The following is a 15,631-nucleotide window of genomic DNA, read 5'->3' on the forward strand; positions in this document are numbered from 1 at the left end:
GCAAAAAAGACCTGCTAACCACAGGAGTAATTAACTAATAAATAACCATTAACCAAGGTACAACAAACACAGTAACTAACCATTCATGGTCCTGACTATTTGGGCTTTGAATTAATATTAACCAATCTAATCCAAACTCATTCGTATGTTCAAAAATTTTACTTTTTGTCACCGGGCATTGCTATGCCCAAAAAAAACAAACAGGGGTAATTTCTCTATTACTTTTTAAGCAACCGAGTTTCTTCTTTAAAAAAATCAAACAAAAACTAATCAAATGGTCAAAATTTACACAAGCATTTGTTTTGCCTTGTTTTTATCTGTTTTTGGATCTCAAACTTTGCACGCCAGTACGGCAGTGGTAAGGGGGGCTAACAGTATGTATTTTGCTTTTCAGCAAGATACCACAAAAGCTAAAAAAGAGCCAGCAGCATTTTCTGTAAAAACAGATACAATTGGGCAAATGATCAGGGCGTTGCAAAAATTCAAAACAGTACGCGATACGGTTAATATCCGTTCGGCAGCACCAGTTCCAAACTTGTCTCTGCAACAGATTATTAAAGGCAATTTGGCTGGGGTTTACGTGCAAGAACCGAACGGAGAACCCGGCACCGAGCAAAGTATAATCATACAGGGTACCTCAGGCTTACTGTTTAATAAAAAAGATATTTATGCTTTACAGCCTGCTATCTATTTAAATGGTGTGCCTTTAGTTGCAGATAATCCATTTGCCTTTGATGTACAGAAATATGATTACAACAGGGTTGGCCCTGCAACTAATTTACTGTCACAAGTAGATATTAATAATATCCAGTCGATTACAGTTATTAAAGATCCATTTGAATTGGCAAAACTTGGTCCGAATGCTGTTAATGGAGCAATCTATATTACGACCAAAAATGCGAAGGCAGGGCTTAGAGATATCAGTCTGAATTCTTATTTTGGCTATGTAACTGCACCTAAGGTAAATACCATTAATGGTGTTTATGAGAATAATTTCAGAAGTCAGTTTTACAAAAAATATAATCCTACCGGCAGCCCGGCATCTTATTTAAGAGATTCTACTAATGTAGCTTATTTTGGCCCATCGAACTGGACTGACCTTTATTATCAAAATACGCCAACATTTTCTGCCGATTTAGGAATTACAGGCGGTACTGAGAGAGCAAATTTCAGATTTTTTGGATCAGGAACAAAAAATGCCGGTAATGCCGATGATACTGGTCTTAGCCGTTACAATTTGTTTTTCGGTATTAATATGGCACCCTTTAAATGGCTTACTGTATCGAGTGCCGTGAATACTGCCCGTTTAGACCGTACGCGAAACAAAAGTTTACGCGACCGTTTTGCGGAAACACGTTATATACCGGATCTAAGTAGTCCACTTTCTCCAAATGCCGAATCGTATGCCAACTATCTCACTCAAAACGATAGAAATGTTGATAATAACCGTTCTACTGTTTTAAACGGAAGTTTAACATTAAGTGCCAAGGTTAATAAATTTGTGATTTCAACTAGCGGTTTATTTAATTATAATGAAGGAGTAAGGGACTATTTTATTCCTTCCACTTTATTGGCTGGCATCAGCTATATCTCTAACTATTTCGGTTATAGCCAAAGGGTATCACTTAACAATACCGTTAGTTATAAATACGACATCAACAAGGATCATGTTGTTGATTTTGAGCTTGGTCAAAGTTTACAGGGTGATACGTATAAGTATAATTATGCAAGAGCTTATAACGGTCCTAATGATTATGTTAAACTTTCGTTTGTTGATGGTAGGCAAACCATTGGAGGAGCGGATAATCCGGATTATTTAAACGTACTGGCTAACAATAATTTTTATGTTTTCCGCTACATTGATAAAGAACGTAATAACTTAATGTCGTTCTATGGTTCTGCAAAGTATTCTTATAAAAAATTGTTGATGTTGAGCGCGCTGGTAAGGAGAGATGGCGCATCTAACGGTCAGCCAGATAGCCGTTGGGTAACCACACCTGCATTTAGTGCAAACTGGAACTTAAAAGAACAATTTTTAAAAGATGATAAAGCGATTGATGCTTTACATTTAAGTGCAAGCTGGGGCAGAACCTTAAGGATTTTCCAGGACGACCGTTTTGCTGCCGGGCCACAGTACCGATCGGAGAATGGATGGGAAGAAGAGCCAACTATTCCGGGTTACGGTGGATTGCTGGGTATTAACCGTCCTTATAATAGTGGTTTTATTGGGTATAACATCAGCTTGCCCTATGCAGACCGTACGAGTGTAACTGCAGACGCATCTTTTTTAAACAGCCGTATCAATGCCGCAGTGACAGTGTATAACCGCGAAGACAAAAATAGCGTAATCGGGTTGCCTGTAGCCGTTGAAACAGGTTATTCTACCCAATATAAATCGGGGATGGATATCAATAACAAAGGGATAGAGTTTTTAGTTAATGGTGCGGTGTTAAAGCAACGCAATGGCTTAACCTGGAATACTGGTTTAAACTTAAGCTATAACAAAAATAAACTTTCGGCACTACCAGAAGGCTTAAACGAATTAATTTACCAGAACGACAATAAGTTACAGGTAGGTAAATCGGTTGGCAGTTATTGGTTGTACACCAACGAAGGTATTTACAACAGCGATGCTGAAGTGCCTGCCGGTAGAACTTTTAACGGTATTCCTTTAAAAGCCGGGGATCCGAAATGGGTTGATTATAATAACGACAACCGCATCGACAGTAAAGATAAAGTATTGGTAGGTGATAGATTGCCAAAATTTGTTGGTGGCTGGAACAATACCATCGCTTACAAAAACTTCGATTTAAACTTCAATTTCATTTTTGCTGCAGGGCAAAAAGCCATTAACCAATACGAGGCAACCCGTTATGGTTTTGTAAACCGCGAGGCCGGAAACGATATCAATTCAGTTAAAGAAGTTTCTTCATGGCAATCATTCGATAATGAGAAAAACTATCCTATATACAATCCATGGAGCCCTGTAGATGCATACCGTACGGATCAGGATCTGTTTTTAGAAAGTGCTTCTTATGTGAAATTGAGATCGGTTACCCTGGGTTACGATTTTAGTAAAACAGGTTTATTTAAAAAAGCGGGTGGAAAAATCAGAAGAGCTTATTTATATGCTACAGCCTTAAATGTATTCACCCTGACCGATTTTTCAGGAGTTGATCCGGAATTGATCAATTATAACGGAATATATGATGGCGCAAATATTACTATCCCAAGAACATTTGTTTTAGGCTTCAAACTGGATTTATAAAATATTACCATTATTGATATGAATTATTCTAATTATAAAATTAGTATTTACAGGTCGGTTACGATTGCCTTATTATTCAGCCTTGTTGGTTTGAGCAATTTCTCCTGTAAGAAAATTGAAGATGTACAATCGACAAGATTAGCTACGGAAGAAAGCAACTGGAAAACATTAGAGGATGCCCGAGCAAACTTACTATCGGTATATGGCTTAATGCGATCGGCTACGGTTTCTGATAATACCCACTGGTTAATGGGCGATTTACGTCAGGGCGATTTTCAGATTACAAACCGTGCCGACCTTAAAGCGATAGTTACCGGACAATTAAATGCACAATATCCTGTAATTAACAGAATAACCAACTGGCGCAGGTTTTATGCCGTAGTTAATGCGGCCAGTTTATTTATTGAACGATCAAAACAGATCCTGCCACTTGATTCGCGCTATACGCAGATCAATAACAATGTGGATATCGCGCAAGCCAGAATTTTAAGAGCCTTTGCCTATTTTTATATGGTGCGGATTTGGGGTGATGTACCTTTACTGACTTCATCACATGATGGCGATTTTATTAAACTGCCCAGAACAAGTAAAGACAAAGTTTTACAATTTGCAACAGCTGAATTATTGGCTGCTGCACAGGTGGTGCCGTTTAAATATGGTGGCGATGACCCAATTCTTCCGGGGCTCTACTATGGTTCGGGCTGGGCAAGCTGGAACGGGAATATTTTTACCCGTTTATCTGCCTATATCATTTTAGCGCATATTGCAGCCTGGCAGGGAAATTACCTGGATGCAGCAACTTATTCAAAATTTGTGTTGGATAACTATACCAAATCTAACGGAAGCGGTTCTAACGGAATTGTTTACCTGGATATGGATGCATTAACAGAAAATCTAAACTATTACAGTCCTTTTGCCTTTAAACGTGCAACGGTATTAGTAGGTTTCCCGTTTGAGGCAGGTAATGGCCTTTCAACTGCAAATGGTCATATAGAGCAATTGACATTGGCTTCACCATTTATTCCGAAGGCTCAGCCAGAAATGTTCGTACCAAAAGACAGCATTCTGAAAATATTTACTGATCCTGGTGATTTGAGGTTTAGTATTAACCCAACTACAGGCTTATACCGTACAAATTACTTTTACAATTTCACTTCTGAGCAACCCATCTTTAATAAGATCAAGGTTATTTATACTGCTCAAACTTCTGGCAATTTAACTTTATTTAGTTCTACCATGCTGTTTAGCCGGATAGAGGAGATTACTTTACTGAGAGCTGAAGCCTGTGCGGTGCTTGGACAGCGTGATGAAGCGATTGCTGCATTAAATAAGGCAGCCAACTTAAGAGGTCCAATTACCTACGACCCTGCATCAGGAAAAGATTTGATCGATGCCATTTTTGAAGAACGCAGAAGAGAATTAATGGGCGAAGGATGGAGGTGGTATGACATCGTGCGGTATAACAGGCTAAAAAATTCAGCCGGGACTTTCATCAGGAAGAATGGTACACCACTTACGTTCAGGCAATTCGAGAATGCGGGTGGTATATATTGGCCCGTATCACAGGATGTAATCAATGCAAATCCATCGGTTACCCAAAATCCATATTGGCAATAATTATTAAGAAGATCATCATGGTACCTAGTGCCATTAAAAAAATATAATGATGAAAAAGAAATTATATAAAAACAGCCTGTTATTGCTATCAGTTGTAGTGGGTGTTTATTTAAGTGCTTGCAAAAAAAGCGATTCTCCTTATTACAACTATACCAATACGGTACAAAATTTTAAGGGCTCGGCGATAGATTACCTGAAATCGAAACCCAATACTTTCGATTCCCTCTTACTGGTATTGAATCGTTTTCCAGATATTAAAGACTCTTTGACTAATAGGCAGGTAACCTTATTTGCGCCGGTAAACGAAAATTTTGCCGCTGCGGTTAAATATTTAAATCAAACCAGGAAAGCTAAAGGAAAAAAACCGGTCTATTTAAGTAATGCAGATCCGACAGAATTATTGTTTATGCTTTCTAAATATATCATCAGGGGTAATAATACCACTGATATTTATGCCGGTAGCGTTGATGGTATTTCACTAAATACAGTATTATCCAATTATCCGATGCATATAAAAGCCATCAAGGAAAATGCATCGGGTTTTGTTGGTGGTGGCGCCACAACACTCGAATACAGCGATATGTTTGGTTCGAGCATCCAGCTGAATTGGGTAACCACTAATACCAATGCCATTAATATCAAAACCAACAATGCAACAATTAACATTTTAACTCCTTTGCACAATTTTGGATTTGATGAATTTACGTACAGATTAGATCAATAGCCTTATGAAGATGAAAACGAATAAATACTTATTAAGCACATTAATAATGCTATCGGGCATCATGAGCATATTGGTGTCGTGTAAGAAAAATTTACCCGATAACAGGTTGTCTATCGCTAACGATAGCCAGTATACTCAGTTCTTATATCAGCCAACTTTGGGAAGAAACACACTGTTTACCAATAATTTTACTTATGGCAACTCCAGCAGACCTCTTGATTTTAAGATTGTAAACATGCGCACTTTCGGTGGCGAACCTGCGCCTGAATTAACCAAGTTGTATCCGGTTAAAGTGTGGAAAACGGCTTATGATGGTACAGAGAAATCGTTAGCTGAAATTGAGGCCAAGCGCGTAATTGAAAATCATCCCTTATTTGAAGTGCGTCCGCATTCGGGCGAATTTTTAATGTGGGCCGAAGCAAACTCTAATATGATTAAGGCTCAACCCGATTCGGGCTATGTTTTTGACGTGGAAATGTCAAATACAGGTGGGCGTAAATATTTTCAGAACTTTCGTTTAAGACCATTGCGTGAACGTCCTTACGAGCCTTCTCCGCTCGATCCGATAACAGGTCAGGGAACGAGTACTTCTATAAGTCCTTCCGGATTGTTTATTACCGGACAACGAACAGGCCAGGCTTTAACTTCGAGTGATGTACGCGTAGTATTTAATAAATTACCGAAGGGGCTACCAGGCTACTCCGGACATAGCATTAGTTTTAAGTTTGTAGATACCCTTGCCCAGGCTATCGATCCTAACAAATTTGCCTTAACCGATTGGGGTAATCTCCTTCATGGCTTTAATATGGTAAAAGATGCTACCAAAGTAAAATTTGACGTGGCGTATCCTGTTCCTTTAACTGCGTATCCTACAAAATACACCACTACAGATGGCAGGGCTGCACACGTTGTATTCAGATTCGACAGGCAAGCTTTTGGAGCCATCTTACTTCACTGTTTTGTTGCCTTAGATTTCAGGATTTATGAGGAAGGGGATTGGGAGATAATATTCCAGTTTAAGAACGACAAACCAAAATTTGATAACGACTGATGAAACAAACTAAATCCAAACAAAATATATTTCCAATGAAGTATTTTTACAGCATCGTAATTTTATTGATCTTTGGTTTGCATAATCTTGCCTTGGCCCAGCAGCAAATTGCGGTTACGGGTACGGTTTATGATGGTGAATCGCAGAAGAAAGAAACCATGCCAGGTGTAAGCGTTTTAAGCGGGGGCAAGGTTTTAGGCCAAACTGATGGGGATGGACGTTATAGGGTAACTGTAGTATCAAATGCCGAGATAACCTTTAAATATTTAAGTTATGTAACACAAACCATAAAAGTAAATGGCAGAACTACTATTAACATAACTTTACAGGGCGATAACAAAACACTTAAAGAGGTAACGGTTACCGCTGGTTATCAAACCAAAACACGGACTTTATCAACCGGCTCTACTGTAAGTATTTCAGGTAAGGATATCCAGGGGCAGCCTGCCAGTGATGTAATGTCACTTTTACAAGGTAAGGTTGCCGGTCTGAACATTCAAAACAACACCGGAGCACCTGGTTTTAGAGGATCTATTACCTTACGTGGTATTTCAAATATCAATGTTTCTGGCGCAGGAAGTTCGAGTTTTTTAACCCCAACTTCACCGCTTTTTGTAATCGACGGAGTACCTGTTGACGATAATACCAATTATTCTTATGGTTTTCAACAAGCTGGTCCGGGTATATCTCCTATTTCTCAAATCCCACCAGAAGATATTGAAGACATTACTACATTAAAAGATGCTGCTGCAACTGCATTATACGGATCAAGAGGAGCTTATGGGGTTATTTTGGTTACGACTAAACGCGGTAACTCAAAAGTGCCGATTGTGCGTTACAACGGCGCCGCATTTTTTTCAATGGTGCCTCAGTTGCGTACTGTTATAGGAGGTAAAGGGGAGAGACAATTGCGTATCTGGCAAATTCTGCAGAATGATAGTACCTATAACCACGCAGTGGATATGATCAACTCATCGCCAATTTTAGCAGATAGTTTAAATGCTTATTACAATAACTCAACAGATTGGCAATCCTATTTTTACAGGAATACTTTTAACCAAACGCATAACGTAAACATTTCTGGTGGTGATGTGGCTTTTAACTATAAAGTTGCATTAGGTGCATATGATGAAACCGGAATTCAGGAAAATACCGGTGTTTCTAAATACAACCTCAACATGAATATGCAATATAATCCAACACCTAAGTTTAAGTTGTATGGGCAGTTGCAAAATTCAATTCAAAAACAGCAGGTCGGAAGCGGTAATGGTTTGTTAAATAGTGGATTGGCAGCTACAGGTTCAGCATCTACACTATTACCTTCTCCTTCATTATATTCAGCGCAGAGCGGCTTACTTGCACAACTAAAAACAGATAACGACAATAAATCGCTACAAACATTTGCTACGGTCAACGCCGAATACGAAGTATTTAAAAACTTTAGAATTGCAACCTATTTAAACTATACCAATACTTCCAATACAAGGGATAACTTCTCGCCAGCTGCTTTAAATGGTAACCAGTCTAAATATTATACCTATAATGACCGGGCAACCAAACTCTACAACCGTAACCAGTTTTCTTATGTATATGGTCTAAAAGATGCTGCTGGAGAAGATTCGCATACCTTTAATTTATTTGCATTTACCGAGATTAACTCTAGCTTTTTTAAAGCAGATGCGATTTTGAATGAAAAAGGAGTGAATGACCAGTTAAGAGGACCTTTGACCAATATGACCGATTACCTCACTTCATTGGGTGGAACTATTGATTATACAGATGCCAGAAGTGTCGCTTTTGCAGGCGCGTTTTCTTATAACTATAAGCAAAAATATGTATTAGACCTTAACTATCGTTTGGATGCCAATTCGGCCAATGGCGAAAATGCACGCTATATTGCTAATCCATCTATCGCAGTTAAATGGAACTTTAATAAAGAAAAGTTCATGGAAAACATTAAATGGCTGGATTATGGTGATATCCGTTTAAGTTATGGTTCAAACATCCAGCCTGTTGGAGGTATTTTTGATGCCTACGGAAAATACTTTGGTGGAAACCGTTATAATAATGCCAATTCGGTGATCCTGGATCTGGGGCGTTTGCCTAATTTGGATCTGCAACCTACTAAAGCGACAACCTATAATGCAGGTTTCGATTTTAGTTTGTTTCAGAACCGTTTCTCATTTGTTTTCGATACCTATTACAAACAAAACGATAATATTTTCAGATATAAAGATATCTCTAATACCAATTCATTCGCATCAATTGCCTCAAACGAAATCAGTAACGTAAACTATGGTTGGGAGTTTCAGGCTACCGCCCGTCCTTTGAACCCTAACAGTGCATTTAAATGGACTTTATCTGCAAACCTTGCCATTAATCGTGAGGTACTGGCACAATTGCCTGATGGATTGAGAGATTTAATTTATTACGACACAGGTTTAGGACAGGATATTTATTATCGTTTAGGTACGAACTCCCTGTCTAACTACTTATTCAATACAAAAGGGGTGTACTCAACTAATGCACAGGTTCCTGTTGACCCAAATACAGGTTTGCCTTACCGTGTAGGAGGAAATGGCCGTTTAAATTATTTCAAAGCAGGCGACCCGATTTTTACTGACCTGGATGGAAACTACGTACTTGATGGTAATGACAGGGTAATTGCCGGTAACTCTCAGCCCCAGGTAACGGGTGGTATCACCTCTTATTTACAATGGAAAAACTGGAGTTTAGAGGTTAATACTTCATTTACCCTGATCCGCGACATTATTAACAATCCATTGGCTAACCAATTGCGCAACTATTATTCGCCAAATGGCTCAGGAGCTTTGGTGCCACTGGATCAGCTTAACTATTGGAGTGCTCCAGGTCAAAATGCAACTTATGCCAATCCTTTGGATTTCGTACGGGCTAGGATTATTGATCCTTTCAGGTTAAACCAAACAGCATTCCAGGAAGACGGTTCTTACTTTAAATTGAACTCCATTAAAGTGTATTACCTGTTGAATAAGAAATTCACGAGCAAATTTGGTATGAACAGGGTTAGTATTAATGCAACTGCTGCAAATCTGGGCTTTATTACGCGTTATTCTGGCCCAAACCCCGAGAATGTAACCAGTTTGGGTAGAGATGATTCAGGAGGCTATCCTTCACCAAAACAGTTTACATTAGGTTTAAACGTTGAGTTTTAAAATAAATCAGACAGATGAAAAATACAACATACATAATTCTGTTTGCTGCACTGATTTTTAGTACAGTGGGCTGCAAAAAATTTCTAAACGTAACGCCTATCGAAGCACAGAGTGGCAATAACTTTTGGAAAACACGTGAAGATGTGGAAGGATTTACCAATGGCATCTATTCGCGGCTAAGATCAAAGGTGGCTGGTACACCACAGTTTTTTAATGGTGATGACCGCGCATTTTTCCCTGCATTGGAAGTAAGGGGAAACAGTGTTTCGGTAATTAGCTTGGATAATAGCGGTGCCAACACCTTTAACGCACTTATTTCTAATAACATGAATTACATTGTAGCCAGTAATAACCGCTATGACAAGTTGATGAAGAATATTATGAACTGGAAAGAGTGGTATGATGTAATCGCGGCTTCCAATATCCTGTACCAGGAAGTAGATAAAGTGCCAACATCAAGTTTGTCTGACACCGACAGAAAACGGTATAAAGCTGAGGCCGTGTTTTTACGCAACTTGAGCTATATGTTTATTTGTAAACTATTTGGCGATGCTGTTTATTATACGGAAGCTTATCACAGTACGTCGCTTCCAAGGACTTCGCAAGTAACCGTAATGAATAAATGTATTGCAGATATGAGTGCTGCAAAGGCAGATTTACCTGTTTTTTACAGTGATGTTAACGCAAATGGTTTCAGACCTACAAGGGCCTCTGCTATAGCGTTGTTAATGCATCTGAATATGTGGGCAGCAGCTTGGGATTCAGGAAGTAAAACGAAATACTACGAATCTGTAAAAACACTGGCTACGGAGCTCGATACCTATTCTAACTATAAAATATTGCCCGTTACAGCAGCTAATACGCTCAAAATTTTTAAAGGACGGAGCAGCGAAAGCCTTTTTGGTATTTTGCAGGATTTTAATTACGGTGAAGGATTTTCATTGCCGGCAGGCTTTTCTTATTACTTTTCGCACTATCCTTATCAGGGCAACGTGAATAAAACCGCGAGTTCAATGGCCTACCAGAGCGATTATATTAAAAAGCTTTACCCGGCAAATTCAACTGATGCCAGACTAACTACCTGGTTCGAGAATTATGATTCAGGTTCAGGGACTTTCCAGTTTAAAAAATTCGCAAATATTTATTCTACTGGTTCTGGTAGCTCAATATCGGTAACCAGTGATGATAGCGCCATTATTTTCAGATTACCAGATTGCTATTTATTAACCGCAGAAGCACTTGCTGAACTCGGGGATGAAAGTGGGGCAAGAGATTTCGCCAACAGGGTAACTATAGCTGCAAATGCACCATTGATTATCCAAAGCGGTCAGGATTTAAAGGACGAGATTTATAGAGAGAGGTGCCGTGAGCTTATTGGCGAAGGTCAATATTTCTTTGACCTGGTAAGAACAAAAAGAGTTGTAAATTCAGATTTCACGAAATCACCAATGTCTGTAGCCAATCTGAACGCTGGTGCATGGACATGGCCACTCACCATTACGGCTGCCGAACGCAGTGCAAATCCTAATTTAATCGGTAATAACTTTTGGAATTAATAGATATGATGATGAAGAATTATAAAACGCTCCTGTTTTCAATAATCGGAATATTATCAGTTTTAACCGGCTGTAAAAAATATTATGTTGAAACCGGGGTTCATGATGCACAATATAATGGGAATATTATGCAATACATGCAGGCAAAGAAACCGTTTTTTGATTCAACCTTAACGGTGATCAAACTGGCAGGCCTTGAGGATGTGATCAGCAAAGAGAATATTACTTTCTTTGCCCCACCAAGCGGTTCTATATTTAAATCCATAAAAAGACTGAATATTGAGTTGAGGGTTACAGGTAAAGATACAGTTTCACAGTTATCACAAATCAAACCTGAAGTATGGAGAAATATTCTTTCGCAATACATCTTTAAAGGAGCGAACCGCTTAAAAGATTATCCGCAACGTGATACTTTATCTTACCTGGCCTATCCCGGACAGGGATACACTTCTTATGGAGGCCGGATTATGAACGTTGGTGTTATTTTTAATGATGCGGTAGTTTACAATTCATCCGGAGCTGAAATCTCAAGAGTAGCTTATGCAGGTTATCGCCAATTGTACCTCGCTTATATTCCTGATATGTCCAATCCTCAGGTAGCATTGGTCAATATTCCTGTAGCCACTTCCGATATACAGCCTACAAATGGTGTTTTGCATGTGTTAAATAAGATGAAGCATAATTTTGGTTTCAATACCAATGTTTTTATTGAGCAGGCTATCTCAGCCGGAATTAGTCCGGCAACACCTTAAGTTTATTGTATCATTCATAAATTGAAAAAAATGTTAACAAACATACCATATAAATTTAAGCAGCTATTATTAGGAGCAGTATGCTTAACAATCTTTTTTGTTTCATGCACTAAAGAGCGGGGGCTTACCGAAGACCCATATGCAGGTGGTAAAAAGCCACTCGACCTGAGCTTTGTTTCAAAAACGATTGATCCTGATGTGGTCAATCCAGGTGATGTGGTAACCGTAAAAGTAAGGGGATTGAATAAATATATCAATGACTTTAAAGTTTATGTAAACGAAATTGAAGCAGAGGTAGTTACGGCTTCTACTAACGATACCACGTTGACTTTTAAAGTTCCGGCTAAAGCAAGTACAGGTAGCATGTGGATTACTGCTCAAGGCCAGAGCTTTTTTGGCCCTACAGTTAAAGTTGGGGGTAAGCTCAGCGTGGATGCCGGTTGGAAAGTCATTAACGGGGCTACGAATACAACAGGTGCAAGTACCGTGTTCGATATTGAAGCTTTACCTGGAGGTAACTTTCTGGTTGGCGGTGCCTTTAACGATTTTGAGTTAAAAGGAACCGAAAAACTGCCAATTGGGGGTATTGCACAAATTGCTGGAGATGGAACTTACACCACGAGCGGTTTTTCTTTTGGTAAGGGTGCGGGAGGTGCAGGAAAGCTGGTCTACTCCATTACCAGAATAGCCACCGGATCACAGGCAGGTAAATTTATCATTGGTGGAAGTTTTACCAGTTTTAATTCTACTCGCCCGAACCGCCAAACCTTAAATAATGTAGCCAGGTTAAATAGCAACGGCTCACTGGATAGTCTTATTCTCAGGGATGTAATTAACCCGAAACCGCAGGAAACGTATAAAAACGGCGATACTGTGAGTGCCTTTAATGCAGGGGTAGACGGCATGGTGAGAAAAACCTTCGTATTTAATGAACAGGTTTATCTCGTTGGAAACTTTACCAATTACAAACGGATGTACTTGCCAAATTCCAGCTATGATGAAAAGGTTTACGATTTAACACGCATGCGCCAGATGGTAAGGGTAAATATGGATGGCACCATGGATTCTACTTTCCACTATAATAAATCGACCCGCCAGAGTGCCATTGGCGCCAACGGGGTAATCCTGGATGCCATGATGCAAACCGATGGGAAATTGATCCTGGTAGGTACTTTTACTACATTTAATGGGGTACAAGCCAATCATATCGTCCGTATAAATCTGGATGGCACTGTAGATAATAGCTTTAATGCAGGCTCAGGTGCCAACAGCGATATCCTTTCAATCCGTTATAATGCTACTACCAATAAAATTGTTGTTGGCGGAACATTTACCAGTTTTAATGGCAAAGCTGCTTCAGGTATAAACTTATTAAATGCCGATGGTTCCAATGTAACCACTTTTAACGGACAGACCATAACAGGGGGGATAGCCAGTTTTGTCGGACAGTTGAATAATGGGAAAATAATTGTAAGTGGCTCTTTCAATAAATACGGAGACTACCTCCGCCAGGGTTTTATGGTGTTGGAAGCTAATGGACAGCTGGCAGCTGGCTATAACAATACCGGTGGATTTCAGGGTACAATTTACGATATGGTAGAAACCTCAATATCTACAGGTACGCAGGTAATTTTAGTGGGCGATATCTTACGTTTCAATGGTACTTTACCACACAATCTATTGCGTTTAAATTTTGCGAATTAATCAATATTATTTCAAATATAATAACAGATGAAAAAAGGATTTACATTTATGGCAACCTTAAAATACCTAAGCCTGGCTTTGGTATCTGGGTTATTCCTTGTATCAACCGGCTGTAATAAGGATTTTCAAAATACCTTGCCACAAGGTTTTAAAAATGATACTGCTGGTTTAGGAGCTGGAAAAAAAGTACTTTACATTATTTTAGATGGGGTAACAGGGGCAGCTGTAAGAACACTTGCACCAACCAACTTAACTCAGATTAATGCTAAAGCGACTTATTCTTATGATGGTTTGGCAGATAATAAATATAATGTAATTACTCATGCTTCGGCATGGACAACCATGTTAACGGGTTACGATTACACTAAACATAACGTAACAACCGAAGATTTTGCCGGCTTGAACCTGCAGAATACACCAACAATTTTTACACGAATTAAAAGTTCGCTTAACAATGCCAGAACGGTTTCAATTGCATCAACCAGCGTATTTACTGATAAGCTTGCAGGTGATGCTGTGGTAAAACAAACTGTTTCAGATGATGCAGCAGTAAAAACAGGAGTAATAGCCGAATTAAGTACAAATAATCCTTCAATGATAGTAGCGCAGTTTCACAGTGCAGAAACCGCTGGTGCAGCAAATGGTTATACTGCAAGCACCCCTGCATATGCTGCCGCAATCAATAGCATTGATGGTTACATTGGCGAAATTATGACCGCCTTAAGAGCACGCAAAGGTTATGCTGGTGAGAACTGGCTGGTAATAATTGCTTCTAATAAGGGTGGTGGGGCATCTGGTGGTGCTCCTGGCTCAAATATTTTTAATGATGCTTCCCGCAATGCTTATATTGCCTTTTATAATCCGAGGTTCTCATCGGTTAAAATTACCCAACCTGATCCTGCCAGTTATCCTTTTGTTGGTACAGCACCTCGTTTTGTGGCTACAACGGCTTCTAATGTTACAGCTATCCAAAACAATACTGCCATCGGTAATTTTGGCAGCACAGGCGACTTTACTTTTATGTTTAAGTTTAGAGATGACTACGGACAAGCTAATTACTATCCGATGTTTCTGGCTAAAAGAAATGCGTTTAACTCGGTTTCATCTACCGGATGGGGATTTTTATTTGGTGCTAACTCGGCTCAATTAGATTGGGGCGGTAGCCCTCGTCCTGGCTTTGGTATTGACATCCGTGATGGACGCTGGCATACGGTAGCTTTTACCATTGGCCTGTTAAACGGCACAAGAACCCTCACTTTATATGTTGATGGCTTAACCCGGTATTCAGGATCTATAAATGGAAGAAATATAGATAACAACACCCCACTTAGGTTAGGTGCAGATATCGGAACTGACGGAAATACACAGACCAATCTTTTAATCAGGGATGTAGCCTTGTTTAACGTAGCCATGTCTGCAACGGACGTTGCGGCTATCATGAGAACACAGATTAAAGCTACCACTCCATTTTATAGTAATCTGTTAGGCTTTTGGCCAGGCAATGAAACCAATGGTACAGCGATGTTAGATCAATCAGGCAAAGGAAATAATTTTACTTACAGCAGTAATGTAGCTTTTGCGAACTTTGAAGAAATATCTCCCAATATCTCTCCGGATATCTCCCCGGCCGCTTACCTTTCAGTGCTTAACGGAGTTGATATTCCATTGCTGATTTATAACTGGTTAAATATTGCTGTTTCTCCTCAATGGGGTTTAACAGGCAGGTTATATAATCCAACTGTATCATTACCAACTAACTAACCTT

9 protein-coding genes are annotated in these 15,631 nt (G+C 39.3%); all 9 read left to right on the forward strand.

Translation table 11 applies throughout. From position 1 onward, the window contains the following. The first annotated feature begins 274 nt into the window (after positions 1-274). From ACFSR6_RS01965 to ACFSR6_RS02005, 9 genes are read left to right on the forward strand one after another with little or no spacing between them, the layout of a single operon-like run. Positions 275-3,268: a SusC/RagA family TonB-linked outer membrane protein gene (locus ACFSR6_RS01965; protein ID WP_379074202.1), complete on the forward strand. Its 2,994-nt coding sequence runs from the start codon at positions 275-277 to the stop codon at positions 3,266-3,268. A gap of 18 nt (positions 3,269-3,286) precedes the next feature. Beyond that, positions 3,287-4,885 carry a RagB/SusD family nutrient uptake outer membrane protein gene (locus ACFSR6_RS01970; RefSeq protein ID WP_379074205.1) on the forward strand — a complete coding sequence of 533 codons (1,599 nt, stop codon included), beginning with the start codon at positions 3,287-3,289 and terminating at the stop codon, positions 4,883-4,885. Between the two features lie 46 nt (positions 4,886-4,931). Further along, entirely contained in the window at positions 4,932-5,609 is a 678-nt protein-coding gene (locus ACFSR6_RS01975) for a hypothetical protein (protein ID WP_379074208.1), read from the forward strand. 10 nt (positions 5,610-5,619) lie between these two features. Continuing rightward, positions 5,620-6,660 carry a DUF5007 domain-containing protein gene (locus ACFSR6_RS01980; protein ID WP_379074211.1) on the forward strand — a complete coding sequence of 347 codons (1,041 nt, stop codon included), beginning with the start codon at positions 5,620-5,622 and terminating at the stop codon, positions 6,658-6,660. 35 nt (positions 6,661-6,695) lie between these two features. Continuing rightward, positions 6,696-9,854, forward strand: a complete 3,159-nt coding sequence (locus ACFSR6_RS01985; protein ID WP_379074213.1) for a SusC/RagA family TonB-linked outer membrane protein — start codon at positions 6,696-6,698, stop codon at positions 9,852-9,854. A 14-nt stretch (positions 9,855-9,868) separates the two neighbouring features. Continuing rightward, positions 9,869-11,410, forward strand: a complete 1,542-nt coding sequence (locus ACFSR6_RS01990) for a RagB/SusD family nutrient uptake outer membrane protein (protein WP_379074216.1) — start codon at positions 9,869-9,871, stop codon at positions 11,408-11,410. Next, positions 11,401-12,162, forward strand: a complete 762-nt coding sequence (locus ACFSR6_RS01995; protein ID WP_379074219.1) for a hypothetical protein — start codon at positions 11,401-11,403, stop codon at positions 12,160-12,162. Before ACFSR6_RS01990 ends, ACFSR6_RS01995 begins: the two co-directional genes overlap by 10 nt. Before the next feature lie 30 nt (positions 12,163-12,192). Beyond that, entirely contained in the window at positions 12,193-13,866 is a 1,674-nt protein-coding gene (locus ACFSR6_RS02000) for a DUF5008 domain-containing protein (RefSeq protein WP_379074221.1), read from the forward strand. A gap of 27 nt (positions 13,867-13,893) precedes the next feature. Further along, the gene (locus tag ACFSR6_RS02005; RefSeq protein WP_379074224.1) at positions 13,894-15,627 is read left to right on the forward strand and encodes a LamG-like jellyroll fold domain-containing protein; all 1,734 of its coding nucleotides are present in this window, start codon (positions 13,894-13,896) and stop codon (positions 15,625-15,627) included. The last annotated feature ends 4 nt before the right edge of the window (positions 15,628-15,631 follow it).

The sequence above is a fragment of the Pedobacter vanadiisoli genome (genome assembly GCF_042684385.1).
GTDB classification, from domain to species: domain Bacteria; phylum Bacteroidota; class Bacteroidia; order Sphingobacteriales; family Sphingobacteriaceae; genus Pedobacter; species Pedobacter vanadiisoli.

Coding starts and splice junctions, on each gene's coding strand:
- ACFSR6_RS01970 (WP_379074205.1), top strand. CDS start 3,287: ATGAATTATTCTAATTATAAAATTAGTATTTACAGGTCGGTTACGATT.
- ACFSR6_RS02000 (WP_379074221.1), top strand. CDS start 12,193: ATGTTAACAAACATACCATATAAATTTAAGCAGCTATTATTAGGAGCA.
- ACFSR6_RS01965 (WP_379074202.1), top strand. CDS start 275: ATGGTCAAAATTTACACAAGCATTTGTTTTGCCTTGTTTTTATCTGTT.
- ACFSR6_RS01980 (WP_379074211.1), top strand. CDS start 5,620: ATGAAAACGAATAAATACTTATTAAGCACATTAATAATGCTATCGGGC.
- ACFSR6_RS02005 (WP_379074224.1), top strand. CDS start 13,894: ATGAAAAAAGGATTTACATTTATGGCAACCTTAAAATACCTAAGCCTG.
- ACFSR6_RS01990 (WP_379074216.1), top strand. CDS start 9,869: ATGAAAAATACAACATACATAATTCTGTTTGCTGCACTGATTTTTAGT.
- ACFSR6_RS01985 (WP_379074213.1), top strand. CDS start 6,696: ATGAAGTATTTTTACAGCATCGTAATTTTATTGATCTTTGGTTTGCAT.
- ACFSR6_RS01975 (WP_379074208.1), top strand. CDS start 4,932: ATGATGAAAAAGAAATTATATAAAAACAGCCTGTTATTGCTATCAGTT.